Annotated in this window: 26 protein-coding genes and 2 pseudogenes; 16 read left to right on the top strand and 12 right to left on the bottom strand. The window is 42.7% G+C overall.

The window, feature by feature from the left end; translation table 11 throughout:
* The first annotated feature begins 96 nt into the window (after window positions 1-96).
* The 4 genes from sds to DACSA_RS02330 all read left to right on the top strand — a co-directional run bounded on the left by sds (window position 97) and on the right by DACSA_RS02330 (window position 3,474).
* Window positions 97-1,071 (top strand): solanesyl diphosphate synthase, encoded by a 975-nt coding sequence (sds, locus tag DACSA_RS02310; protein WP_015228234.1) that lies wholly within the window; start codon window positions 97-99, stop codon window positions 1,069-1,071.
* A gap of 66 nt (window positions 1,072-1,137) precedes the next feature.
* On the top strand, window positions 1,138-1,752 hold the full coding sequence (locus tag DACSA_RS02315; protein WP_015228235.1) for an exopolysaccharide biosynthesis protein: 615 nt from the start codon (window positions 1,138-1,140) through the stop codon (window positions 1,750-1,752).
* 158 nt (window positions 1,753-1,910) lie between these two features.
* Complete coding sequence (locus tag DACSA_RS02325) at window positions 1,911-2,582, top strand: tetratricopeptide repeat protein (protein WP_156800609.1); 672 nt, start codon at window positions 1,911-1,913, stop codon at window positions 2,580-2,582.
* Between the two features lie 364 nt (window positions 2,583-2,946).
* On the top strand, window positions 2,947-3,474 hold the full coding sequence (locus DACSA_RS02330; RefSeq protein WP_015228237.1) for a DUF4330 domain-containing protein: 528 nt from the start codon (window positions 2,947-2,949) through the stop codon (window positions 3,472-3,474).
* Here DACSA_RS02330 and DACSA_RS02335 read toward each other — a convergent pair.
* Window positions 3,415-4,356 carry an alpha/beta fold hydrolase gene (locus DACSA_RS02335; RefSeq protein WP_015228238.1) on the bottom strand — a complete coding sequence of 314 codons (942 nt, stop codon included), beginning with the start codon at window positions 4,354-4,356 and terminating at the stop codon, window positions 3,415-3,417. The two genes, DACSA_RS02330 and DACSA_RS02335, sit on opposite strands and share 60 nt — an antisense overlap.
* Between DACSA_RS02335 and DACSA_RS02340 the strand changes: the two genes are divergently transcribed.
* Together DACSA_RS02340 and DACSA_RS02345 are read left to right on the top strand one after the other, a co-directional pair.
* Window positions 4,355-5,158: an MFS transporter gene (locus DACSA_RS02340; protein ID WP_198007615.1), complete on the top strand. Its 804-nt coding sequence runs from the start codon at window positions 4,355-4,357 to the stop codon at window positions 5,156-5,158. The genes DACSA_RS02335 and DACSA_RS02340 overlap by 2 nt on opposite strands.
* Entirely contained in the window at window positions 5,155-7,347 is a 2,193-nt protein-coding gene (locus DACSA_RS02345) for a calcium-binding protein (protein ID WP_015228240.1), read from the top strand. The genes DACSA_RS02340 and DACSA_RS02345 overlap by 4 nt, the downstream gene beginning before the upstream one ends.
* A gap of 78 nt (window positions 7,348-7,425) precedes the next feature.
* Here the strand turns inward: DACSA_RS02345 and cysK are convergent, their stop codons facing one another.
* Together cysK and DACSA_RS02355 are read right to left on the bottom strand one after the other, a co-directional pair.
* Window positions 7,426-8,379, bottom strand: coding sequence for a cysteine synthase A (gene cysK / locus DACSA_RS02350; protein WP_015228241.1), 954 nt, complete (start codon window positions 8,377-8,379; stop codon window positions 7,426-7,428).
* Window positions 8,380-8,413: 34 nt separating this feature from the next.
* On the bottom strand, window positions 8,414-8,848 hold the full coding sequence (locus DACSA_RS02355; protein WP_015228242.1) for an RrF2 family transcriptional regulator: 435 nt from the start codon (window positions 8,846-8,848) through the stop codon (window positions 8,414-8,416).
* Between the two features lie 184 nt (window positions 8,849-9,032).
* Between DACSA_RS02355 and DACSA_RS02360 the strand changes: the two genes are divergently transcribed.
* Window positions 9,033-10,037: an ROK family protein gene (locus tag DACSA_RS02360; protein ID WP_083874358.1), complete on the top strand. Its 1,005-nt coding sequence runs from the start codon at window positions 9,033-9,035 to the stop codon at window positions 10,035-10,037.
* Between the two features lie 257 nt (window positions 10,038-10,294).
* Here the strand turns inward: DACSA_RS02360 and DACSA_RS02365 are convergent, their stop codons facing one another.
* Both DACSA_RS02365 and DACSA_RS02370 read right to left on the bottom strand, forming a co-directional pair.
* Window positions 10,295-10,777, bottom strand: coding sequence for a hypothetical protein (locus tag DACSA_RS02365; RefSeq protein ID WP_015228244.1), 483 nt, complete (start codon window positions 10,775-10,777; stop codon window positions 10,295-10,297).
* 105 nt (window positions 10,778-10,882) lie between these two features.
* Window positions 10,883-12,388, bottom strand: a complete 1,506-nt coding sequence (locus DACSA_RS02370; RefSeq protein ID WP_015228245.1) for an iron uptake porin — start codon at window positions 12,386-12,388, stop codon at window positions 10,883-10,885.
* Between the two features lie 28 nt (window positions 12,389-12,416).
* Here DACSA_RS02370 and DACSA_RS02375 point away from each other — a divergent pair, with 28 nt between their 5' ends.
* Entirely contained in the window at window positions 12,417-13,394 is a 978-nt protein-coding gene (locus DACSA_RS02375) for an ABC transporter ATP-binding protein (RefSeq protein ID WP_015228246.1), read from the top strand.
* A 91-nt stretch (window positions 13,395-13,485) separates the two neighbouring features.
* Here DACSA_RS02375 and DACSA_RS20135 read toward each other — a convergent pair whose 3' ends face one another.
* Window positions 13,486-13,650, bottom strand: coding sequence for a hypothetical protein (locus DACSA_RS20135; RefSeq protein WP_156800610.1), 165 nt, complete (start codon window positions 13,648-13,650; stop codon window positions 13,486-13,488).
* Between the two features lie 73 nt (window positions 13,651-13,723).
* Here DACSA_RS20135 and DACSA_RS02380 point away from each other — a divergent pair, with 73 nt between their 5' ends.
* On the top strand, window positions 13,724-15,145 hold the full coding sequence (locus DACSA_RS02380) for an NADP-dependent isocitrate dehydrogenase (protein ID WP_015228247.1): 1,422 nt from the start codon (window positions 13,724-13,726) through the stop codon (window positions 15,143-15,145).
* A 192-nt stretch (window positions 15,146-15,337) separates the two neighbouring features.
* Window positions 15,338-16,576 (top strand): MFS transporter, encoded by a 1,239-nt coding sequence (locus DACSA_RS02385; RefSeq protein WP_015228248.1) that lies wholly within the window; start codon window positions 15,338-15,340, stop codon window positions 16,574-16,576.
* 71 nt (window positions 16,577-16,647) lie between these two features.
* On the opposite strand, the gene DACSA_RS02390 is transcribed toward DACSA_RS02385, so the two are convergent.
* Window positions 16,648-16,995, bottom strand: a complete 348-nt coding sequence (locus tag DACSA_RS02390) for a DUF5615 family PIN-like protein (protein ID WP_015228249.1) — start codon at window positions 16,993-16,995, stop codon at window positions 16,648-16,650.
* Window positions 16,995-17,303: a DUF433 domain-containing protein gene (locus DACSA_RS02395; RefSeq protein ID WP_015228250.1), complete on the bottom strand. Its 309-nt coding sequence runs from the start codon at window positions 17,301-17,303 to the stop codon at window positions 16,995-16,997. The genes DACSA_RS02390 and DACSA_RS02395 overlap by 1 nt, the downstream gene beginning before the upstream one ends.
* 275 nt (window positions 17,304-17,578) lie before the next feature.
* On the opposite strand from DACSA_RS02395, the gene DACSA_RS02400 reads away from it, so the two are divergent.
* Window positions 17,579-18,022, top strand: coding sequence for a beta-lactamase hydrolase domain-containing protein (locus DACSA_RS02400; RefSeq protein WP_015228251.1), 444 nt, complete (start codon window positions 17,579-17,581; stop codon window positions 18,020-18,022).
* Here DACSA_RS02400 and DACSA_RS02405 read toward each other — a convergent pair.
* On the bottom strand, window positions 18,006-18,401 hold the full coding sequence (locus DACSA_RS02405; protein WP_015228252.1) for a Fur family transcriptional regulator: 396 nt from the start codon (window positions 18,399-18,401) through the stop codon (window positions 18,006-18,008). The genes DACSA_RS02400 and DACSA_RS02405 overlap by 17 nt on opposite strands.
* 57 nt (window positions 18,402-18,458) lie before the next feature.
* Between DACSA_RS02405 and purS the strand changes: the two genes are divergently transcribed.
* Window positions 18,459-18,761 carry a phosphoribosylformylglycinamidine synthase subunit PurS gene (gene purS, locus DACSA_RS02410; RefSeq protein ID WP_015228253.1) on the top strand — a complete coding sequence of 101 codons (303 nt, stop codon included), beginning with the start codon at window positions 18,459-18,461 and terminating at the stop codon, window positions 18,759-18,761.
* Between the two features lie 3 nt (window positions 18,762-18,764).
* The gene (purQ, locus tag DACSA_RS02415) at window positions 18,765-19,475 is read left to right on the top strand and encodes a phosphoribosylformylglycinamidine synthase subunit PurQ (RefSeq protein ID WP_015228254.1); all 711 of its coding nucleotides are present in this window, start codon (window positions 18,765-18,767) and stop codon (window positions 19,473-19,475) included.
* Window positions 19,476-19,531: 56 nt separating this feature from the next.
* Here purQ and glmU read toward each other — a convergent pair whose 3' ends face one another.
* The 3 genes and pseudogenes from glmU to DACSA_RS02435 all read right to left on the bottom strand — a co-directional run.
* On the bottom strand, window positions 19,532-20,878 hold the full coding sequence (gene glmU / locus DACSA_RS02420) for a bifunctional UDP-N-acetylglucosamine diphosphorylase/glucosamine-1-phosphate N-acetyltransferase GlmU (protein WP_015228255.1): 1,347 nt from the start codon (window positions 20,876-20,878) through the stop codon (window positions 19,532-19,534).
* A 397-nt stretch (window positions 20,879-21,275) separates the two neighbouring features.
* Window positions 21,276-22,025 (bottom strand): annotated as a pseudogene (locus DACSA_RS02430) (RNA-guided endonuclease InsQ/TnpB family protein); the annotation flags it as partial.
* A gap of 223 nt (window positions 22,026-22,248) precedes the next feature.
* Window positions 22,249-22,662 (bottom strand): annotated as a pseudogene (locus tag DACSA_RS02435) (RNA-guided endonuclease InsQ/TnpB family protein); the annotation flags it as partial.
* 199 nt (window positions 22,663-22,861) lie between these two features.
* Between DACSA_RS02435 and DACSA_RS02440 the strand changes: the two are divergent.
* From DACSA_RS02440 to DACSA_RS02450, 3 genes are all read left to right on the top strand, one after another.
* On the top strand, window positions 22,862-23,644 hold the full coding sequence (locus DACSA_RS02440) for a hypothetical protein (RefSeq protein WP_015228256.1): 783 nt from the start codon (window positions 22,862-22,864) through the stop codon (window positions 23,642-23,644).
* Window positions 23,645-23,655: 11 nt separating this feature from the next.
* Window positions 23,656-24,207 carry an HD domain-containing protein gene (locus tag DACSA_RS02445; RefSeq protein WP_015228257.1) on the top strand — a complete coding sequence of 184 codons (552 nt, stop codon included), beginning with the start codon at window positions 23,656-23,658 and terminating at the stop codon, window positions 24,205-24,207.
* Window positions 24,208-24,347: 140 nt separating this feature from the next.
* Window positions 24,348-25,232, top strand: coding sequence for a mechanosensitive ion channel family protein (locus tag DACSA_RS02450; protein ID WP_015228258.1), 885 nt, complete (start codon window positions 24,348-24,350; stop codon window positions 25,230-25,232).
* The last annotated feature ends 101 nt before the right edge of the window (window positions 25,233-25,333 follow it).

Below are 25,333 nucleotides of genomic sequence, written 5' to 3' on the forward strand. Positions count from 1 at the left end.
CGTAAGAGAGTTTTCACATTCGGTAACGGTTAGATTAAAATTGTTATAAAGATATGTAAACATTATCGAACACTGCGCCAGACTATAGGCTTACTGATGACCTCTGTAACATCCTTATTTGCTCCTGTTGATGAAGACCTGCGCTTATTAACAGATAATTTAAAACAACTCGTGGGAGCGCGTCACCCCATTCTTGGTGCGGCTGCGGAACATTTATTTGGCGCGGGGGGGAAAAGATTACGCCCAGCGCTGGTTTTATTGGCTTCTCGTGCCACAATGACGAAACAAGATTTAACCTCTTATCATCGTCGTTTAGCTGAAATTACGGAAATGATCCATACAGCGAGTTTAGTCCATGATGACGTGGTAGATGAGTCGGAAACTCGCCGTAATGTTGCCACTGTCAACAGTTTATTTGGCAATCGGATCGCGGTTTTAGCAGGTGATTTCTTATTTGCTCAATCTTCCTGGTATTTGGCAAACTTGGACAACCTCGCGGTGGTGAAACTCCTGTCTGAGGTGATTCGTGATTTCGCCGAGGGAGAAATTCGTCAGGGGTTAAGTCAGTTTGATATTGAGTTATCGATCGCCGATTATTTAGAAAAGAGTTACTATAAAACCGCTTCTTTGATGGCAAATAGTATTAAAGCAGCAGGAGTGCTAAGTGGGGTTTCTCCAGAGGTATGCGACCATCTCTATAGTTATGGGCGCAATTTTGGTTTGGCTTTCCAAATTGTTGATGATATCCTTGATTTTACCGCGACCAGTGAGGTGTTAGGGAAACCCGCTTGTTCAGACTTGAAAAGTGGCAATTTGACCGCTCCCGTGCTGTATGCGTTGGAAGAAAAGCCCGAATTGAAAGATTTGATTGACAATGAGTTTACAGGAGAGGGAGAGTTAGAACAGGCGATCGCGCTGGTGAAAGAAAGTAAAGGTATCGATCGCACCAGAGATTTAGCTGCTCATCACAGCAAGTTAGCGGTTACGGCGTTAGATCAGGCTTTAGAAGATTCTCCCTCCACGCAAGCGCTACGAGAATTAGCGGATTACATCTTACGACGACTCTATTGACAAGGAACAATGAACCCTGAATAATGACCAGTCAAGGGGGAGAATAATTAATGATGTAATCACTAAATGGCAAAACTATCTCAGGAGTTATCTCGTTATTTTTGTGAGGAAGAAAGACCTGATCAGGTACAACTATCAGATTTTTTAGAAATAGCGAAAGAAAGAATTTTTGGCTTTTTGTTTGTTATTCTGGCGCTTCCTTCTGCGCTACCAATTCCAGCACCTGGCTACTCAATTCCATTTGGTGTGGTGATGTTTTTATTAGCCAGTCAGATGGTAATTGGGGCGAAAAAACTTTGGCTTCCCCAACGAGTGCGAACTTATCAGTTGGACTTGAAAACAGTACAAGGGTTTGTTAAAAAAGGTGTGCCATGGTTACAACGGCTAGAAACCTTATCACGTCCTCGTCTGAGTTATGTTTGCACAAGTGCTTTGGGTCGCATCATACTTGGGAGCGCGATCACCCTGATGTCAATTTCAATGATGATTCCCATTCCTGGCACTAACACTTTACCCGCAATTGGTATTTTTATTATTGGCTTTGGTTTACAAGAAGATGATGGTTTAATTAGTTTGGGAGGATTAACGGTTTGTGTTCTCGCTTTGGTTGTGGTGTTAGGAATTATTATTGGTGGAGTTAGTCTTTTGGATTATTTGAAAGATAGTTTAATGGGGAATTAATGCTATATTTTTAAACGTGGAAGCAATCACAATAACATTTTGGAAAATCCCCCCTAACCCCCCTTTGAAAGGTTGGAAAATCCCCCCTACCCCCCCTTTGAAAGGTTGGAAAATCCCCCCTAACCCCCCTTTGAAAGGGGGGAATAAGATTATTAAAAATGAATGGTATGAGAACGAAGAAAATGCGATTATTTAATTTTATTATTCCTTTATTGATTACTTGTTTTCTGACTTTATTTCCGATTTCTCCAACTTGGGCGCAAACAGAATTATCACCTTTTGATCAAGGAATAGAAGCCTATCAAAAAGGAGAATATGAAACAGCAGTCAGTGCCTTAAGTCAAGCAATTACCGAAGAAATTGAACCAGAAAAAGCCTATTATTTCCGAGGAATTAGTTACTTAGAATTAGGTAAATTAGAAAAGGCGATCGCGGATCAAACCAATGTGATAGAATTAAACGCGAGCAATGCGGGAGCTTACTACGATCGTGCTTTAGCAGAGACGGAACTCGGCAACTATCAAGAAGCAATTACTGATTATAGTCAGGCGATCGAGTTGAAGCCAAAACAAGAAAGAATCTATCTCAATCGTGGCATTGCTTACGCCCAACAAGGGAAATTTGAAAGCGCGATCGAGGATTATAATCGGGCGATCGAATTAAATGAAAATCTAGCGGATGCTTATGCAAATCGAGGGGTTACTCGTGCCGCAATGGGAGAAAAAGAAAGCGCGATCGCAGATTTAGAAAAAGCTGGAAAACTCTATCAGGAAAAAGGGTTAGAAGGGCTTTATCAAACGGTTCAAAAAAGCATTGAAAAGCTAGAATGATCTCGTTAATCAATTTGCTCATTGATCGTAGGGTTTGCCTTGCCCACCCTACAAGAAACTCTTCTTTGAAATGTAAATTATCCCCCCTAACCCCCCGATGATTGGGGGGAACAAGACCGTAGAAAGTAGGTTGGGTGTAGCGAAGCGAAACCCAACACCGATTATAAGCAATGGTTCTGAACCTAAAATATTACATAAAATCCTCTAATTAAAAGCCCCCAGAATTGGGGGTTGGGGGCAAAAAATCAATCCTCTAATTAAAAGCCCCCAGAATTGGGGGTTGGGGGCAAAAAATCAATCCTCTAATTAAAAGCCCCCAGAATTGGGGGTTGGGGGCAAAAAATCAATCTCAATTAAGAAAAAAATGAAACTGATTGACTCAAAAGGACGACTATTTAACACCATTAGCATCCTCGATTTAGGGGCAGCTTTAGTAATTTTATTAGTAATTATCGGGATTTTTATCTTTCCTGGAACATCAGGATCAGTGGCACAAGTTGGGGGAACAAAATCGATCGAGATGGATGTTTTAATTCAAGGTTTAAGAATCGAAAACCCTGAAACCCTAGAAAACGAACTAGAAGAAAAAAAGACCACCCAGTTAATTATTCGGAATCAACCTCATGGTCAAGTAGAAGTGAAATCAGTAGAATTTCTACCAAGAATGGTGACAGTTCCTCAACCCGATGGATCAGTCGCCGCTAAACCTGATCCCCGTCCCGAAAAACGATTTGAAACCGATTGGTTAATCACCCTGATGGGAGAAGCAACCGTCGCCGATGATGGTGTGGTTTTAGGCAGCAATAAAGTTAAAATCGGGACAACAGTAGAGTTAGAGGGATTCAGTTACAACTTCCGAGGAAGTGTCGTTAAGCTGATGATTCCCGAGTAACTTCAGATAACGGCGGATTAAACCGATCGTAACGGCGGGGAGTTCTAATTGTGGCGTTAATCCCACATCCTCTAAAATTTTTAGCTGTTGGATCGCATCGGGATTAAGACTCGCGAGACGTTTCCCCAGTTCGGGTGAAGTAAATTGCGTTTTTCGTCCCCAGATCATCGCTGTTGGAATCGTTAATTGTGGTAAATACAGGGATAAATCAAAGGATAAATCCCCCCGAACAAAAGATAAAGCAGAATATTCGGCGTTGTCTTGGGTTGCTGATTCGAGATAGGCTTGGATAATCTCAGGATAAATCCGTTCCGATCGCGCAAATTGACGACTCTCAAGGAAATTTTGGATGCCGCCACTGGTCGCAACAGCGCCATTGTACAAGAAACTATCAATCACAGGAAGACTGACTAATCTGGCGATAAAAGTACGGCTGTAATCTTCTCCAAAGTCAGACAATCCCGAAGGAGTGGTGAGAATCAGAGACTTAAAGAGTTCGGGATGTTCGATCGCAACGCGAATAGTAAAAGCCGCAGTCAGAGAAGACGCGATGACTGTCACGGGTTCGGAAGCGACGGCGCTTAAAAATTCTCGAATTGTGGTAAGGTAATCCTCGATCGTGTAACTGCGTTCGAGATGTTCAGAACATCCCCAACCAATTAAATCGGGTGCAAGAACACGATAATCACTGGCAAAAGCAGGATAAACTTTTGACCATTCATAAGCGGATGACCCACCGCCAAAACCGTGTAAAAATACTAACGTGGATGGGTTATCATTGGCTGATTCCTGTTGCCAGGGATGTTCGCTAGGGCAATAATAAACCATTCGTCCGAGAGACGTAACAATTGAGTCTCGTTTCACTCCAATGGGTTCAAACATGGCACAATTTATCGATCAACTACAATTCCAGATTAAGTTATTCTTGAAAATCGTGCTGAGTGACTCAAGGAAGTCATCTCGACGCGGTAGTCACAAGTCTCGTCAACGTCAATCTCGGAAATCTTCTCTCTTAACTTCGGTTTGGTTTTGGGGGTTACTCTTGGCTGCAATCATGTTGCTTTGGAATTGGGAACTCTTGTTGGCGACATTGACGGGAATGGGCGTTTTAATTTTATTATTTCGCTTTCCGATCGATCGTTGGGGGATGTATTGGCGACAATGGGAAACCCGTGTCAATGCGTCTCATAAACGTTTGTTGTTAGCGTTGGCTGGAAGTAGTTTCGCGGGAATTGCCGTTTATTGGGGATTAAATCTTTGGACTCAGATCGAAAATCATTGGTTAGCTGGCGGCGCGATCGGGCAAGGGGTTTTAATCACGCTTTTGTTGTGCTTACAGGTTTCTAAACTGGTGACAGATTCTGGAGAAACCCCAACAGGCGATCGATTTTCGCAACGGATAGAAGAATTAACCGCAGAACATCCCCTAAAACGGTTGCTGGCGATTCAAGATTTAACCCAACTTGCGATTAAAGGTCGTTTACAATCCGAACAATTAAAACAGATCAGCGAGTATTTTAGTTTGTTGTTCAAAGTGGAAACAGAACCGATGATTCGTCAAGGGTTATTGGAAAGTATGCAAACCTTACAGTTACACCACTGTTGGCAAAATTGGAACATTAAGCAACGCCAACCCTTACAGAAATTAGAAAAGGTTCACGTTGATCAGAGTGTTGAATTATGAGTCAATCCTTGAACATTAAATTAGATTATCGCTTCGATCGTAATGGTTTTTTTGATAATCCCGACGCTCGATCGAGTCTAGAAAAAGCCGCCGAAACATGGGAAAACCTAATCCAAGAAGACTTACCCGCGATTCCTGAAGGAATCGAATTTGGTGTACTGAATCCCAGTAACGGTGAACGCACCCCCGTTAATCTCAGCGACTCCATAGACGATCTTTTAATTTTTGTCGGTGCAGAAGCCACCCCTTTCGGAGGTAATCCCAGTTTACCTCACAGTCGCATTTGTAGCTGTCGTTTTTGTTGTCCACCTCCGACAAAAGCGAAAAAATCCGCCTCTCCACCCAGCGCCGAAATTGAAATTTCTCCTTTAGCCCAAGCCACCTTTACGGGAACGAACATTGACGGAACAATTTTTCAAAATCGGATTGATGGTTCTAATTTTACCCCTTGGGCGGGTAGTATTTCCTTTAACGACTCACCTACCTTTAGTGATGGCAGTACAGCAGAATGGTTCTTCGACACCACACCAGAAACCGAAGAATCCATCCCCAATAATGCGGTTGACTTTTTCTCCACTGCGTTACACGAAATCGGTCATGTTTTAGGGATTGGTACAGCTTCAATTTTCCAAGACATCGGTCGTGGCGGCAACTTTGACGGGGAAAATACATTGAATGTTACGGAACAAATGGGAGTTCCCCTCACCTCAGATTTATCCCATATTGATCCAAATTTTACCGATAACGGAGAAAACCCGTTAATGGAACCCGTCGTTTCTGGACGAACGTTTCCCACAGAAGCAGAATTAGCCATGTTAGCAGACATTGGTTGGGAGATTGATGGTTTTACCCCACAAGGAGAAATTCCGCCTTTGGCGACTAATGATAATGATACGATTCGCGGCACAATTCTCTCTGATGTGATTCGGGGGTTAGATGGAAACGACACCATTCGATCGAACAGGGGAAATGATTTCGTTTTTGGTGGAAAAGGGGATGATGAGTTACAGGGAGGAGAAGGAAACGACCACTTAAGCGGAGAAGACGGAGAAGATGAGTTATTCGGAGAGGAAGGAAATGATTATTTACTGGGAAGAAGAGGCGTTGATCTTTTAATTGGAGAAGAAGGGAGAGATGTTTTACTGGGAGGAGAAGACAATGATCAGTTACAAGGGGAAACTGAAAACGATGTTTTGTTTGGGGAGGAAGGAGAGGATGTTTTGTTTGCTGGAATTGGGGATGATTGGTTAGACAGTGGAACAGGAGATGATGAGTTACAGGGAGGAGAAGGAAACGATCGTCTGATTGGTGGTGGAGGAAATGATAGTCTGTTTGGACAAGAAGGGATCGATCGATTTATTTTTCATCTCGGAAATGGGAAAGATCGAATTAACGATTTTGATGTGAGTAATGAAGTCATTGAGATTGATCCAGAGTTTGGCTTCACCGCAGCAGAAATTTTAGCCGCCATTACTAAACCGTTTAGTAACGTTTCCCGTCTCAATCTCTCTTCAGAGGATCAGGTGGATGTATTCCATGAATCCACAACAGGAACACCTCTCACTTTAGAGAATATTGAAATTATTGATTCTTCTCAAGGGATTCAAATCGGAAGTTTAGAAGACGATACCTTAAACCTGACAGGAGAAGCAACGATCGCCCTAAGTGGTACAGGAGATGATTTAATGAACTTCTCAGCGTTTTCTGGAAATAGCACTCGTCATCGTCTTTATGGAGGAGAAGGAGACGATATCATCTTCGCTAATCAGGGAGATCGTCTGTTTGGGGGATCAGGAAATGATTTCCTTAACGCCAGTCTGGGAAATGGGAATAATCGTCTCTATGGAGGAGAGGGAAACGATCGATTAGTGGGAGGAAACAACGACACCCTTATTGGTGGAAAAGGAGAGGATTGGCTTCAAGCTGGTGTTGAGAATCGTTTATTTGGCGGTGAAGGGCGCGATCGATTCGTTTTAGAATCAGAGACAGCATCCAGAGGGGAAAGTGTAATTGCTGATTTTAATCCTGAAATAGATTTAATGATACTGACTAACCTCTCTCCTCAAGATTTAAGTTTAGTTCAGGACGATCGAGATACCCTTCTCACCACAACCGACACCACTCTCGCGAGATTACTCAATCTAGAATCCGATCAAATTGGAGAATCCAACCTCATCTTTGATAACTAACAGTTATTAATGCCATTTTAAAAACTGATTGATGTTGGGTTTCGCGTAGAGACGTTCCATGGAACGTCTCTACGCAACCTACATTTCTGTTACAAGCCCTAAATCTTGAAAAAGAGGGGTACTCAGATAACGTTCCCCATAACTAGGTTGAACCATGACAATTAATTTCCCTTCATTTTCAGGACGTTGTGCGACTTTAATCGCAGCACACAGCGCCGCACCAGTGGAAATACCAGACAAAATTCCCTCTTCACTGGCTAACCGACGACCATAGAAAATCGCTTCTTCATCGGTGATAGTAACGACTTCATCGAGAATTTCTACATTTAAAACTTTGGGAATAAATCCCGCGCCTAAACCTTGAATTTTATGGGAACCCGGTTGTCCTCCTGATAAAATGGGGCTATTACTCGGTTCAACCGCGATCGCTTGAAATTCAGGTTTGCGTTCTTTAATTACTTCTGCGACACCCGTAATCGTTCCACCAGTGCCAATTCCTGCGACTAAAATATCCACTTGTCCATCTGTATCTTCCCAGATTTCTTCGGCGGTGGTTTGACGATGAATTTCGGGGTTAGCAGGATTGTTAAATTGTTGCAACATATAAGCGTTGGCAGTCTGATCAACGATCGACTGTGCTTTTTGGATACATCCCGCCATGCCTTGGCTACCAGGTGTGAGTTCTAATTGCGCTCCGTAGGCTTTGAGCATCGATCGACGCTCATGGCTCATGGTTTCTGGCATTGTTAAAATCAATTGATACCCTTTCGCCGCCGCCGTCATGGCGAGAGCAATTCCAGTATTGCCAGAAGTGGGTTCAACTAAAATGGTTTTACCAGGTTCGATAATCCCTTGCTCTTCCGCAGTTTTGATCATGCTGATCCCAATGCGATCTTTTACGGATGCAGAGGGATTCATTCCTTCCAGTTTAAGCACAATTTGACCGACACATCCCTCACGATTTGGAATATTGTTGAGTTCAACTAAGGGAGTGCGACCAATCAGTTCAGTAATATTTTTGGCGATACGCATAGGTAAAATTTAATAGCGACCCGTTGATAGTGTTTTAAATGTAGTACATTAAATCAATTTGCTGTTTATTATTGCGTTGTTCTGATAAAGTTTGTAAATTATACTTTTTCAGTTGCGCTTCCATCGCTCGATCGATTTCATGCCAAGTTTCTTGGACAACGCACTGTTCAGGGGTTTTAAATTTCGAGATTGCTTCCGTTGTTCCTTCTGAACCTTCAAGACACTTCACAATCTCTAGTAGCGTAATCTCAGACGGCGATCGCGCTAATAAATAGCCTCCTTTTGCTCCCCGTTGACTTTTGACGAACCCTCCCCGTCGTAGTGTTGCTAGGAGTTGTTCTAAATAGCGATCGGATATATCTTGTTTCTCGGCAATTTGCCGAATTTGCAAAGGTTCTTGATTTTGATAGTTGCTCGTTAGCTCTAACAAAGCGAGTAAGGCGTATTTGGTTTTACAAGAAAGTTCCACAGTCAGCGGTTACTAAAATTTTGGGAGATTTTCAAACAATTAATAAAAAATAATTAATAATGAGGAAAAAGGAGCGATTCCATAAACGGACTATCAACCATCTTAGATCATTCTGTTTCTGCTATAGCACTACGCGCCAGACAATAGTAAGATATAGGTGAGTTTCAAGATTTGGGATTAATTCATTGTGAAACCATCCACAGTAATTGGGATTGATATCGGAGGAACGGCTCTAAAAATTGGACAGTTTCTGGCTGATGGTGCTTGTGTTAATCAAACCACACTCCCCACCCCTCAACCGCCTCATCCCCAGGCAATGGTAGAATTAATCGCGGCGGCGATCGAGCAACTTGATCCCAAACCAAACCATCGCGCGATCGGAGTGGGAACACCTGGCCCCACTGATCCATCAGGTCGAATTGCCTTAATCGGGATCAATCTTCTAGGTTGGCGTGAAGTTCCCCTTGCCGATTTATTAGAAGCAAAACTAGGACTCCCCACATTTGTTGCTAATGATGCCAATTGTGCGGGTTTAGGAGAATCTTGGCTTGGTGCTGGGCGTAACTTTCAAAACTTAATTCTCCTCACATTAGGAACAGGAGTCGGCGGAGCAATTATCCTCAATAATCAACTGTTTACTGGTTCTTATGGGGCTGCAGGAGAGTTAGGCTTAATTACCATTGATGCTGACGGTGATCCCTGTAATAGTGGCAATAATGGCTCTCTCGAACAACATTTATCAGTACAAGCAATCAAGCGTAAAACTCAGAAAACACCGACAGAATTAGCAAAACTTGCCGCCTCTGGAGACAAAACCGCCCTTGCTTTTTGGGAACAATACGGAAAAGACTTAGGCGCAGGATTAGCCAGTTTAATCTATGTTCTCACCCCTGAAGCGATCCTTATTGGTGGTGGGATTAGCGCCAGTGCTGAGTTTTTCCTTCCTAGCACGAAAAAAGAAATCGAAAAACGAGTCGTTGGTATTTCCCGAATGGAATCACAGCTTTTAACCGCAGAATTAGGAAACCAAGCGGGTATGGTTGGGGCTGCGAAATTGGCTTGGGAAAATCTCCAAACAGCAACCAGTAGGTTGGGTGAAGCCACCGCTTCACCCAACAAAAGTAACCCAACAAAAGTAGGTTGGGTGAAGCCACCGCTTCACCCAACAAAAGTAATCCAACAAAAGTAGGTTGGGTGAAGCCACCGCTTCACCCAACAAAAGTAGGTTGGGTGAAGCCACCGCGTAACCCAACACCAATTATAAGTAACCCAACAAAGGTAGATCAAAGGTAGGTGGGATGAAGTCACCGCGTAACCCAACATAAAGGAATGGGTGTTGGGTTTCGTAAACTCCACCCAACCTACATGGCTAATGACTAATTTGTGTTGGGTTTCGTAAACTCCACCCAACCTACATGACTCTGCTTAACCATTGGTAACTGGCTGTTAATTTGTGTCATAGTCAGCCACTGCTTTCAGCTTAGAGTAAAAATGAGAGCGATCGAACAGAGGAGTAAATCGATCGATGCTAAAGGGAGGTGGTGTTGTCTCCTCTGTTTCTGCTACTTCCTCCTCAGTCTCTTCTCTTTCCTCGTCTTCTTCCGTCTCCATTCCCTCAGAGGGAGAAACTTCTTCCACTTCCTCTACATCCTCTGAAAATTGATGTAATGCTTTCGGTAAGCGGCGACAGATCAAACGTTCAAACTCATGGGTAAAATGAAATTTCGGTTGACCGCGACGAGACCAAAGACATAGAATTTGTTCAATAGAAAAAGTTTTATATCGCCCCAGATATAATGCTTCTATGATTGCCAAACGCACCCAATGTTCTTCATATTCCTCTAACCATCGCATGGCTAACTCTGAGGGCGTTTCTTCACCCAATTCAAAGCCATAATTTTCGATTAATACTTCAATCAGTTGTTGCATCACAACTTTTACCAGATCAAAATTACGCTAGCTGAGGAAGACTCGCTTAAAGCAGACTTACCCATACTTTACTGATCACAACGGAATTGATCGACACAAAAATTCTTAAAAGGTAACTGTCATTCGGAGGCTGCTGGTAAAAAGATCAGCTTCGGTTACGCTTTGATTGGGGTTCGGATGCCAAATTAATCCAGGCGTTAGGGAAACCTCATCGCTGACTTGCCATTTATAAAATCCCTCCAAATGTAGCGGCATCTCGTTACTAAATTGAGAATTTCCCATTGATCGCCCCAAATAAGGCTGCACCCCAATTATAATTCCCCCTAAATCATTTTTGTCACCCGCATTCGGAAAAACAAGAGACAGAGAATAATTCCAGATGGCTGCGTCTCCCTCATCCAGCACCTTAACATCAGTGTAACCCAATCGACCTCCCAAACCCAACTTCCGATTAACTCGCCAAAAGGCTTCTATTCCGTAAGCGTTGGTAACAGTAGAAAACTGCGACAAGGTATCATTAACGATCGAAGTTCCCAGAATACTTGAAGACTCAGAAAGACCATCCGTAAAGCCAAAGTCTCCCTCTTGAAAAAAGCCATGAAGATAGTTCAACCCCACCGACACATCTTTCCCAGCATCCCATTTTACTCCGATGCCAGCACTATAAGACCCTCCAAATAATCCTGTATCGGTATCACTCCCATCTGGTGTGTAATAACCAGCGCCTACTTGTAGAGAGTCATTAATTAAATGTGACATAGCCAAGCCACTGGCACCGCCTAAACTCAAAATAGGGTGACGTTGAGCAAATGTAGAAAGAGTGGTTGTTCCCGCGTTATCATCTTCAAAAAACGGATTGATCGCGGGAAGATTATAATCTCTGTGTTGTCCTCCCACTGGGGTTAAGATCGCGATCGTCCTCTCCCCAATCGGAAACTTATAACTCAATTTACCTAAGATCACTTGATTGTCTGTGTTTCCTTGAAACTGGTGGGTTTGAGTAACTTCTTTTGTGCCATCCGCTAAATTGGGAGTGAGCGCATTTCCCACTGTAAGACGAGTGAGGAGAGAATCTTTCCCCGTAAAGCTAGTATTAAAATTAAGGCGCGATCGAGCTTGAAAAACAACCCCTGTGTCTTCTCCCTCTTGGGAACTATCTGTGACAACAAAATTAACCACACCCTTAAGTTTAGTCGTCGTCGAAAATTCGGTAATCTCTAACTCACGCACCCGCGCGGTGCTTCCATCCACTCTTCCTCGCAAAATTGCTAATTCTCGCACATATTCCGTTTGTAAACGATCGATCGTCGGTTGTTCTCGATTAATCACCTCATCGTGGCTTAAACAGCGATTCAGCAAAGTCGCAAACTCATAACGACTCATCACCTGTTCACCGCGAAAAGTTCGATCAGGATATCCTTCAATACACTGATAACGCTGTTGGAGAGATTGTAAAGCAGAAAAAGCCCAGTCTGTCGGTTGAACATCCTTTAATTCCCAAACGGGAATCACTGGCGAAGATAAAGAAGCATCAGGTTGGGCTTTAGCTTGAGGGACAAAGACCTGTAAAGTAAAAGTAAGGGTGAGGAAGATTAGAGGATAACGACCCATAAAATATAATTTCCCTGCCTAGGTGTTTATGATTGAAGTTCAAAATCTCAGCAAGTTTTTTGGTTCAACTGCTGCCATTACTGATGTTACCTTTTCTGTGAGGGAAGGGGAAATTTTAGGGTTTCTCGGACCCAATGGCGCTGGTAAAACAACCACTATGCGAATCCTTAGCGGTTATATTGCCGCGAATCGGGGAACAGCGAAAATTGGTGAGTATGAAGTGCATCGCCATTCCCTAGCCGTGCGAAAACGCATCGGTTATTTACCAGAAAATCCGCCGTTGTATCTAGATATGACGGTCAAAAGTTTTTTAGCGTTTGTGACTCAAATTAAAGGTGTACCGCGACGCGATCGAGCCAAAAGTGTGAACAATGCGATCGAACGTTGTTTTCTCGAAGATAAACGCAACACCTTAATTCGGAAATTATCCAAAGGATACCGTCAACGAGTGGGCATTGCCAGCGCGATCGTCCATAATCCTCCCGTTATTATTTTAGATGAACCGACGATCGGACTTGATCCCCGTCAAATTATCGAAGTCAGAAACCTTATCAAAAGCCTAGCTGGCGACCATACGATCATTCTTTCCACTCATCTTCTATCCGAAGTCAGTATGATCAGCGATCGCGTCACCATTATCGCCAACGGAACCGTCGTCGCCACCAATACCCCAGATAACTTAATGATGGAATTAGCAGGAGGAGGCGGTTACACCCTCGATATTTCAGGAGACATTGAACTCATTGAAAGCACCCTCAATAACTTACCAGAAGTTTCCTCCGTCAGCATTTCCCCTCAAGAAAATCAAGAGAGAAAACAAGTCAAAATCACCTGTTCTCCCAACACCGAACCCGGTGATAAAATCGCCACTGTTCTTGTTAACTCAGGGCTGCATCTGTATGAAATGAAGCGAGACAAACCTACCCTAGAAGACGTATTTTTAGAATTAACCGCGCAAGATATTAAAGAAGAAGACAGCGCAACGATTGAACCAGAGAGTAATTAAGGTTTGCTGAAGAAAGCTAAAACTCTCGTACCTTATGGTTTTAATGCTCTTAACTCCTCAAAAAAGTGCAAGGAAATTGAACGCTCAATAGTCACGCACCCTGCATCAAAACCTTGAAATCTTGCCTCTTGCCTCTTGCCTCTTGCCTTTTGCCTTTTGCCTTTTGCCTTTTGCCTCTTGCCTCTTGCCTCTTGCCTCTTGCCTCTTGCCTCTTGCCTCTTGCCTTACTACACCAACTAATGAACTTTTTCACCAATCCCTAATTAACATTTGTTAAATTCCCTCCCCTGTGGCAATATGAACGATTATCCGTTACTCAAAGCAGAAAAATGTACGACAAAATTACTGCCCCTAGCGTTGGGACAAAAATCACCTTCAAAGATGGCGAACCCATTGTTCCTGATGATCCGATTATTCCCTTCATTCGCGGCGATGGTACGGGTTACGATATTTGGCCCGCGACTCAGAAAGTTTTAGAAGCTGCCGTCAAAACCGCCTATGGTGACAAGAAAAAAATCAATTGGTTTAAAATCTATGCAGGCGACGAGGCTTGTGAACATTATGGTCAATTTCAGTATTTGCCAGAAGATACCCTGCAAGCGATTCGAGAGTATGGGGTTGCCATCAAGGGCCCTTTAACCACTCCCGTCGGCGGTGGGATTCGTTCCTTAAATGTTGCCCTCCGTCAGATTAATGATTTATATGCTTGTGTGCGTCCTTGTCGTTATTATCCTGGAACGCCTTCCCCTCACAAGTATCCAGAACGATTAGATGTGATTATCTATCGGGAAAATACAGAAGATATTTATCTCGGAATTGAATGGAAAGCGGAAACAGAAACCGCGAAAAAGTTAATTGATTTCCTCAATCAAGATTTAATTCCCAACACCCCTGAACATGGGAAAAAGCAAATTCCTCTTGATGCTGGCATTGGCATTAAACCCATTAGCAAGAAAGGATCACAGCGTTTAGTTCGTCGCGCCATCAAACACGCTTTGCAACTTCCTGAAAATAAGCAGATGGTGACTTTAGTCCATAAAGGCAATATTATGAAGTACACCGAAGGCGCGTTTCGCGATTGGGGCTATGAGTTAGCAACCACCGAGTTTCGCCAAGAGTGCGTAACGGAACGAGAATCATGGATTTTAAGTAATAAGGAAAACAATCCAGATTTGAGTTTAGAGGAAAATGCTCGTCAGGTAGAACCAGGCTTTGATAGTGTTACCCCACAACGTCGAGAGGAGATTATCGCAGAGGTGAAAGCGATTTTAGACACGCTTTGGGATAGTCATGGTGACGGGAAATGGAAACAGAAAGTTATGGTTAACGATCGCATCGCTGATAGTATTTTTCAGCAGATTCAAACTCGTCCTGAAGAGTATTCTATTCTCGCCACGATGAATCTCAACGGCGATTATATCTCGGATGCGGCTGCCGCTTTGGTGGGAGGTTTAGGTATGGGACCAGGGGCGAATATTGGTGATCAATGTGCAATTTTCGAGGCAACTCACGGCACAGCACCGAAACACGCAGGACTCGATCGCGTTAACCCTGGTTCTCTGATTCTATCTGGTGTGATGATGTTGGAATATTTAGGTTGGTCAGAAGCCGCCCAGTTAGTGGAAAAAGGACTCGCTGGCGCGATCGCACATAAAAAAGTGACTTATGACTTGGCTCGGATGATGACCCCAAAAGTTGATCCGCCGTTGAAATGTTCCGAGTTCGCCCAAGCAATCATCGATCATTTTTAAGGGAAATCTTTCTCTAATCCCCTCAGAAAACGTAGGTTGGGTGGAGCTAGCGCGAAACCCAACACCAATTATAAGTAATCAAAAGAACCTTATATAAGGGAGCTTCGCTAAAATCTTATCCCAAACAGTAGATTACAGAAAATGTTAAGAATAGTAAACTAAGTAAAGAAAACTGTTAAGGGAGCAACCTGCGTGAACGTCCTCAAAACCCTCACTCCAGCACAAAAAAAGAATCTTGCGGTTCTTGCCATTTCAGGTTTACTATTCTGGACGAGCTTAACCACTTTATTACCGACTTTACCCGCTTACATCTCTGATGTTGGGGGAAGCAAACATCAAGTGGGACTGGTGATGGGGAGTTTTGCCATTGGGCTGCTCTTATTTCGCGCTCAACTGGGACAACTTTCCGATCAACGCAGTCGCAAATTAGTTGTGATGATTGGTACATTTGTTGTCGGAACTGCTCCTTTAGGTTATCTTTCAGTGGATTCAATTCCCCTTTTAATGGCATTTCGAGCGTTTCATGGCATCAGTATCGCCGCTTTTACCACAGGTTACAGCACCCTCGTTGTCGATTGGTCTCCCCCAGAAAAACGCGGGGAATTAATTGGTTATATGAGTTTGGTTGTTCCCGTTGGATTGGCGTTAGGACCCGCTTTAGGGGGATATCTACAGGTGAGTGTTGGGTATGAAGTCTTGTTTATGACTTCCGCAACGTTAGGCTATTTGGGGTTATTATTTGCCTCTCAGGTGACAGAAGCAGGGAAGAAACAGGTTGAGGAGAAAGAGAGAGAGGACACTTCACAACAAGCGGCCTTTTGGACAATGTTACTCAGCCCTCGCATTCGCACCCCCGCCATGGTTTTGTTTATGGTGGGATTGGTGTTTGGCACGTTAACGACTTTTCTTCCTTTGTATGTCAGAGAGTTAGGAATTGACCTTAATCCTGGACTTTATTATACGACTTCTGCGATCGCTAGTTTTGCCATGCGGATTTTTATCGGTAAAGCCTCGGATCAATTTGGTAGAGGAATTTTTATCACTATGAGTTTAACCCTTTATGTGGTGGCGATGTTCCTATTAGCAACGGCTAACACTCCGATCGAGTTTCTAGTCGCTGCGATCGCGCAAGGTGCGGGAGGAGGAACACTGATTCCGATGATGATTGCCCTCATGTCCGATCGATCGACCACCAGTGAACGCGGCAGGATTTACGCCCTCTCTATCGGCGGATTTGATTTAGGAATTGCTCTCGCCGGCCCCGGAATTGGCTCTTTTGCTGAGATTTTAGGCTATCGCGGTTTGTTCCAATTAGGAGTTAGTTTAGCACTGGTGGCGCTCCTCATTTTTATCACTCGATCGAGCAAAAGTATTGCACATTCTTTCCGTTTTGCCACAGGACGAGAAAAAGATGTTTATGCTGTTAAGTAAATTAGAATGACTATGAGGTGAGGAAACCCAACTTGATTTAAGATTCAATGGTAATCGCTTTCATCGTCTTATTAACTTAAAAAGACAATATTATTGATCATTGTTGCCTCAGATTTACTATTCAAAACTTCGAGAACTTGCCTTAATTGTTGACCAATAGAATATCGTTGTTGTTTCGCCAGAATAATCCCTTGATGACTTTTCCCTTTAGCTAAATATTGACCGTGTAAACGATAGAAATCTCTGCGATTAAAAGAAAATAAAACTCTTTTTTGTGATTTAGCATAATCGAGTTGCTCTAAATCACTAACTCCTAACATTTCGGCATCGGCAGCACTAATAACATCCACACCTCTTGCTCGTAAAGCAATTATCAACGCTTGATCCATTGAGTCTTCATCAAAATATAAAGATAACATTATTGTTGCTTCTGATTAAATTGCAACCATTCTTGTTCAAATTGATCTCCTTCTGTTAATTCAGCCACTAAATCAGCCTCCATCTTTTCTTGATTGGCATGATAATAACTCAAGGCAGCATGAATTTTAGCCAAATTTAAACTAGGATGTCCCATTCGGTTAAGAATTTCTTCTGGTGTTAAACCGAGTTTGTACCAACTAACAATACGATTAACAGTTATCCCTGTCCCCGTAATAATTGGTTTTCCATTCTTTATTTGATTAGAATGGGAAATTAAAGTTCCAATCTCAATATTTGTCGTTGTCATTGATTGATGATATTTGTTCTTATAGTTCCGAATCAATCTTAAAAATTATGGCTTGATCTCCAAACTATTTTATCTTACCCTCAAAAGAATTAAGAGTTACGCACTTGCCCTGTAATATCAGATTCGCTCAATCAATCATCAAACGTAGGTTGGGTAGAGACGTTCCTGTTACTGAGCTTGTGGAAGTATGGAACGTCTCCACGCGAAACCCAACACTAGAACCTGATATAATCTTTGATACAATTTAACTGGTTAGTTATTAAGCAAAATAAAAAATGGATAACACGATCGCCCTCTCCCCAGAATTTACCATCGCTGGACAAATTACTCCAGAACAATTAAAAACCGCCAAACAAGAAGGATATCAAGCGGTGCTAAACTTACGAGTGCCTGGAGAACAAGGATTTTTAGACGACGAAGAAAACCAAGCCAAAAACGCTGGCTTAAACTACGTCAATATTCCCGTTTCTCCTAGTTCCATCAGTGAAGTTGCCCCAGAAGTGATACAACAATTAGAGACACTTCCCAAACCCGTCTTAGTGCATTGTGGAAGTGCCTTACGTGCTGGTGTTATGGTTTTAGCCTACAGAGGAACACGAGAAGGAAAAAGTGCAGAGGAACTCTTTAATGAAGCCAGAAACGCGGGTTTTACAGTTCTAGATAGTAAACCGCCCATGAAACAGTTTGTCGAGGATTATATCGCTAACTATCGCTCGTAATGATTTGACATTGTTTACAGAGTCCGAAAAATTCTAAGCTGTGGTAGAAAACTTGAAACTGGTGTGACGTTTTTAATTCCTTTTCCAATTCATGCACGGGACAATGGTTAACAGGAAATGATTCCCCACAGTTTAGACAAGTAAGATAATGCTGATCATGCTCGATCGACTCATACAGTGATTCCCCAGTGGGAAGGGTGCGGGCTTGCACTGCACCCTCTAATTTTAACGCTTCTAAGGCACGGTAAACCGTCGCTAACCCTAAAGGTTGTTCTCGTTGACGCAATTCCACATAGATTTGTTGGGCGGAAACAGCAGCATCTAACTGATAAAGTAAGTTAAGAATACGTTTTTGGGAACGGTTGCGTTGGGTGGTCATTACAAATTATTTCGATAAACTCAGGATGGTTTGAGTACACTTTGTTGTACTCTAGGAATGCGGTTGTTAGCGAGAAAAACAGTGAGTCAACAAACCTATAAAGCCCAAATCTATGTTACCTTACGTCCCTCCGTTCTTGATCCTGCTGGCACGGCTGTTGCTTCTGGACTCCAACAACAAGGTTACACTGGAGTGGAAGCGGTGAGAATTGGCAAGTATATTCAGTTAACCCTTACCACCGATACCGAAGCCTCAGCAAGAGAACAGGTGGATCGAATGTGTCATCAATTATTAGCTAATCCTGTGATTGAAAATTACTCCTTTGAGTTACAACAGTTAGCAACAACAGTGGGAGGATAAACCATGAAATTCGGAGTGGTGGTGTTTCCAGGGTCAAACTGCGATCGAGATGTCGCTTATGTTCTTCAAGATATCTTAAAGCAACCTACAAGATTGGTTTGGCATCAAGAAACCGAAATTTCAGACCTCGATGTCATTATTATTCCAGGTGGCTTTAGTTATGGGGATTATTTACGATGCGGCGCGATCGCCCAATTTTCTCCCATTATGAAGGCGGTTCAACAACACGCCACTCAAGGAAAATTAGTTTTGGGAATCTGTAATGGTTTCCAAATTTTAACTGAAGTGGGATTACTACCAGGGGCATTAATTCGTAATCAAAACTTACATTTCATCTGCGATCGTGTTCCCTTAAAAGTAGAAAATACCGCATCTGTTTGGACAGAAACTTATCACAAGCAAACCGTAATTACGCTCCCGATCGCTCACGGCGAAGGACGCTATTTCGCCGAACCCGACACCTTAAAACAAATTGAAGACAACGGACAAGTTCTCTTTCGTTACTGTAATCAGAAAGGAGAAATTACAGCAGAAAGTAATCCTAATGGGTCATTAAATAACATTGCAGGAATCACCAATAAAACTGGAAATGTGTTAGGAATGATGCCACACCCAGAACGTGCTTCTGATGAAGTATTAGGGGCAACCGATGGCTTACATTTATTTCAAAGTGTATTATCTCATAAAGTCGGCATGGCAAATCTTGCTCACTGATCACTGGTCACTGATCACCGGTCACTGATCACTGATCACTGGTTACTGATCACTGATCACTGGAGTCGCCAACCTGGCTTAACCACTTGGCGCGATCGAGCAATCACCAACGCATCCGAATCCACATCATCCGTCACCACTGATCCTGCAGCCACCGTCACCTCATCTCCTAACGTCACCGGGGCTACTAAAACACTATTTGACCCCGTTTTACAATTATTCCCGACGATCGTTCGATGTTTACTTACCCCATCATAATTTGCCGTAATCGTCCCAGCACCAACATTAACCTGATTTCCCAGAGTGGCATCTCCCAGATAAGATAAATGAGCAACATTACAGCCTTCTCCCACCTCTGTATTCTTCATCTCCACAAAATTTCCCACCCGACAACCCGAACCAACTTTCACCTTTCCTCGTAAATGGCTATAAGGGCCAATGCGAGTTCCCGCTTCTACCGTACTATCCGTTAACACCGAATATAAAACTGTTACCTTTTCTCCCAGTTGGCTATTTTCGATTAAACTCCCCGGACCCACACGACATCCCGAACCAATCACAGTGTTTCCTCGGAGATGAGTTTGCGGCTCGATCGTCACATCAGACCCCAACTCCACTGTCTCATCGATCGTAACACTATCGGGATCAATCAAAGTTACCCCTGATAATAACCATTTTTCCTTAATCCGTCCCTGTAAAACCGTATAAGCATTAGCTAGATGTTGACGATTATTAATCCCACTAATTTCCTCAATATCCGCCACATCCATCGCCATCACTGGAGACAGAGAAGTAAACACATCCGTTAAATAATACTCTTTCTGATCATTTTCAGCCGATAGATGAGGCAAAATTGCGCTCAACTTTTGCCAATTAAAACAATAGACACCCGCATTAATGCGCCGATTTAACTTTTGTTCCCCAGTACAATCTCTATCCTCTATAATTTCCTGTACTTGATTATTTTCATCACAAAACACTCGCCCATAACCTTTCGGGTTCTCCAATTGTGCGGTTAATAGCGTCGCTGCGTTATTGTTTTCTTGATGAGTTTCCAACAACTCTTGTAGCGTTTCTTGACGCAAAAGCGGCACATCCCCATTGAGAATCAATACATCCTCTTTACTCCCCTCTAAAAAAGGAAGTAACTGTTGTACCGCGTGACCCGTTCCCAACTGTTGTGATTGTAATACAAACTCAGTATGATCCCAATGCGTGAGGCTTTCTTTCACCTTCTCTGCTTCATAGCCAACAATGACAAAGTAACGGGATGGTTGAATTAAAGCGCAACTGTCTAACACTCTCTCTAGCATCGACTTTCCCCCCAAAGGATGTAACACTTTCGGGAGGTTTGACTTCATACGAGTTCCACGTCCGGCGGCTAAAACTGCAACTGCGACCATCTTTAAATCTTTAATATCGGAATCACTCTGAGGTTACAGCTTTTAGGACAAACTCGCAACATCATCTCAAATTCACCCCCAGCCGCGAAATTTTTTGCTATAATAAAAGAGGCTCAGATTTAGTTTGAAATCTAGTGAGCAAACGTCTATTTTGCCAAATTTTAGAATAATCTTTAGGCAAAGAAAAATCTCCCTTGTCTCCCTTGTCTCCCCCATCTCCCTACCTCCCTTGATTTCATTCATAATGAAACAGCCCTGCTGTCCCCTTGTCCGTAGCGCTGTGACATCCTCCCTCGACAAATCAGAGATTATGTCGAGGGCTTCCTAGTTACTCCCATCTCTGGGATTCCACCACTTATCTAGACAGAGCGAACTCTATCCCCGACAGCCCGATTGCCTAGGCAGTTTCCTTTCCCACAAGTCCTGCGGTACTAATTTTTTCGATTCCTCGATTTTTTAAGACGCTTGCCGCTGCCACATCCCGATCGGCTTCATAGCTACATTCGGGACAATTATGCACTCTGACACTCAAATCTTTTTTGACATGAACACCACAATTCGGACAAGTTTGACTTGATCCTCTCGCATCAACAACACTGAAATACTTTCCACGTTTCCAACAGACTTGTTGAGTAATGGTTCGGAACTGACCAAAACCACCATCCAACATTTCTTTTCCAAGCATTCCTTTGGCAGTAATACGGTAATCTAAATCTTCTAAGAAGATCATGTCACCAGCATCACACAAGGCGTGAGCTTGTTTATAATGGAAATCTTTTCGAGTGTTGCTAATTTTGTGGTGCATTCTTGCCACCTTGATGCGTTGTTTCTCGTAATTCTTTGACCGCTTCTGTTTTCTAGAAAGTCGGCGTTGCAGTAATTTCAACTTGCTTTGCATTTTCTTAAAAAACTTGGGCGGTTTGACGAGAACCCCATCACTTGTTGCCAAGAATTTCTCTAACCCAATGTCAACTCCTAAAGCGTGACCATGAGGTTGTGGATCAGGAACATTAACATCTAATTGAATACAAACTGAAACATACCATCGGTCTGCTTTCCTAATGACTCGAACTTGCTTAACCTGAAACCCTTCTGGGATTGGACGATGAACATTGATTCTGATTTTCCCCACTTTGGGTAAACTAATTTGCCAAATCCCCCCTTCTTTTCCCCCCTTACGAAGGGCAGGGCTGTTTCATTCTATTTTTTTGCTTGTTCCAGATGTTAGGAATAACAGGGGTTTTACGGCTTTTTTCTTAAGAAAAAGTCAAAAAGTAAGAAAAAGCGTTCGATCGAACGTACCAGAAGGGGTTCAGGCGATCGCTTTCGATTTTAACACCGAGAATGAAACAGCCCTGCTTACGAAGGGGGGTTAGGGGGGATTCCTTAAATTGAGGAAAAAGAATCGACTTAAACTGTCCAAACTTTTTGAATCTCGGAAACCCATACCCTCTTTCTCGAAAAAAATCCCAAGCTCGATGTAACTGCTTAATGGTTTGTTGCAGAACTTGAGAGGGAACTTCTTTTAATCTCGGAAATTCCTTTTTCGCTTTTGGGAGTTGATTAAGTTGATTTAATTCGCTAGGAAATTTAGCATCAGCAGGAATGATATATTCCGAAACTAAACTACATCGGTCAATGCTACATTTTCGACTATTACACCAATCTTTAATTTCTCGAAGAGCGTAATTATATGCACTTCGACAAACTTCCATGATCTCAAGAAGTTTTTCTTCTTGAGATTGATCGGGATAGATTCGGTACTGATAGTTGAAAGTTAACATCGACCTAATTTATTGGTAACTTCTCTATTCTAAGATGTTTATCATGGGTTGTCAACTTGTTAATTGTTAATTTAAGGATGTCAAACACGGACTTCTATTTATTTGGTGACGATTCATCACCCCGTCAACCTAACGGTATGACGGGGGTCTTCTCGTCACATTAAGATAAACTGAGGAAAGAAAGTCCCCTGTCGTCGCCATGATCTCGAATCGGAATGTTATTCGTCAAAGTCTTAACCTGATTGCGGTTTTCTCAGCATTTGGAGTGAATGTTCTCGCGAATGTTCGACCCATCGGCGGGTTAACCCTCGGAGAAATTTCTAACAATCTCTTTCAGGAAGTGTTAATTACACCTGCCAATTATGCCTTTGCCATTTGGGGAGTGATCTATTTAGGCTTATTTAGTTTTGCCATTTATCAAGCACTCCCAACCCAACAAGAAAAACCTTTATTTCAAAATACAATTAGTTATTGGCTAATCATCGCCAGTTGCGCCCAAATTGTTTGGGTGTTTCTGTTTCAGTTACGGTTTTTTTTGTCATCATTCTTAGCAATGTTAATGATTTTATTGCCGTTGCTACGGATTTATGGTCAGCTACAAGCAAGGACAACTCGACTGTCAAAACGAGAAAGATGGTTGGTGCGAATTCCTATAAGTATTTATTTCGCTTGGATTAGTGTTGCAACCATTGTTAATGGCGCAGTTTCCCTCACTGATCTCGGTTGGGAGGGATGGGGGATTGAACCAGAAATTTGGACAGTAATTATGATGGGAATCGGAGGCGCGATCGCCCTCATCATCAGTTTTTTGACTCAAGATGTTGCCTTTGGTAGCGTTTTTATTTGGGCGTTTACCGCCATTGCGATCCGTCATCTGGATTCTCCCTTGATTGCGACCACAGGATTCGTCTTAGCGATATCATTAGTGGTAGTCATCGGGTGGGGACAACGACAACCGAAAAATTGGAAACAATCTAGTTGAAAATTAAATCAATGGAACTTTCTTCTCGCTTCGATCGAGCCTTAACTTTTGCCAGTGATCTACATCGGAAACAAATGCGTAAAGGGTCTGGTGTCCCCTACATAAGTCACTTATTGGGAGTGTGTAGTTTAGTCCTAGAATACGGTGGCGACGAAGATAGCGCGATCGCCGCCCTGCTTCACGACGCGATCGAAGATCAAGGAGGAATCGCCACCAGAGACAAAATTGCACAAGAGTTCGGTCAGAATGTCGTTTCGATCGTCGAATCCTGTAGCGATGCCAATAAAACCCCGAAACCGCCTTGGCGAGAACGAAAAGAAGCCTATATCGCCCATATTCCAGAAATGTCCTCCCAAGCCGCTTTAGTTTCCGCCGCCGACAAAATCTATAACGCCAACTCCATCATCAAAGATCATCGCCTCATCGGAGAAGAAATCTGGGAACGTTTTCAAGCCAAAAAAGAAGGGACGTTATGGTACTATAACTCCTTACTTAACGCCTTTCGTCAACGAGAAATTACCCCAATTATTGAAGAATTAACACGAGTCATCCAACAGCTATAAGCCCTTTCCCAGAACCAATTATAAACAGTAGGCTGGGTGGAGGAAAGCGTAACCCAACACCCATCATAAGCAATTACTTAAACCTGATCTGCCCCCTACAATGATTGATGCTACTGTATTTAATTTAAGTAAGTTTAAACATGACCGGACTTTTAGAAACCATTATCATTAGTCTTCAAGATATTGTTGGCAATCTAATTCGGACTTTACCTGGACTGATCGCTGGAATTATTATCCTTCTTTTAGCCCGCTATGGCGCAAAATTTAGTCAGAAAGTTGCTCGGAAAATTGGGAAAAAAACGATTCGCAGTGCCTCATTGCGACTTTTGCTGCAAAAAACCAGTTATGTTTTAGCATTCACAGCAGGAGTCTTATTCGCCGCCGTTGTTGCTTTTCCAGGATTGCGACTGGGAGACATTATCGCCGCTTTAGGGTTAGGATCAGTGGCGATCGGATTCGCCTTTCAAGATATCTTTAAAAACTTTTTAGCTGGAATTTTACTCTTATTACAAGAACCCTTCCGCATCGGTGATCAAATTATTGTCGCAGGATACGAGGGAACAGTGGAACACATTGATATTCGCACCACTCGCATTCGCACCTATCAAGGAGAAGAAGTAATTGTTCCCAACGCCACCGTTTTTACCAGTGAAATACAAGTCCGCACTGCTTACGACTATCGACGCACGAATTTAGGAGTCGGTGTTGACTATAATACCTCATTACCTATGGCAAAAGAACGACTCCAAAACATTCTTCAAGAAGTCGAAGGAGTATTAGATAATCCCCAACCAGAAATTGATTTAGTTGGGTTTGGGGATAGTTCCATTGATTTTGTCGTCAGATATTGGACAATTCCCCAACAGCACATCGTGCGACGAATACAAACACAAGTAATTATTGCTATTAAAAGAGACTTTGATCAAGCTGAAATTAATATCCCCTATCCAATTCGCACGGTTTATTATTATGATCAACAAAGATTTAATGATTATTTACCTCTCCCTAATCAAGAAATCGATTAAAAGATGGAAGTCATGCAAGGGAGAAAATTATTACACCCGTAATGATTGCAGTTTTTCCCTTGAGTTAAGTATTATGAAGATGTTATCATTAGAAACTAGCT

The sequence above is a fragment of the Dactylococcopsis salina PCC 8305 genome (assembly GCF_000317615.1).
GTDB classification, from domain to species: domain Bacteria; phylum Cyanobacteriota; class Cyanobacteriia; order Cyanobacteriales; family Rubidibacteraceae; genus Halothece; species Halothece salina.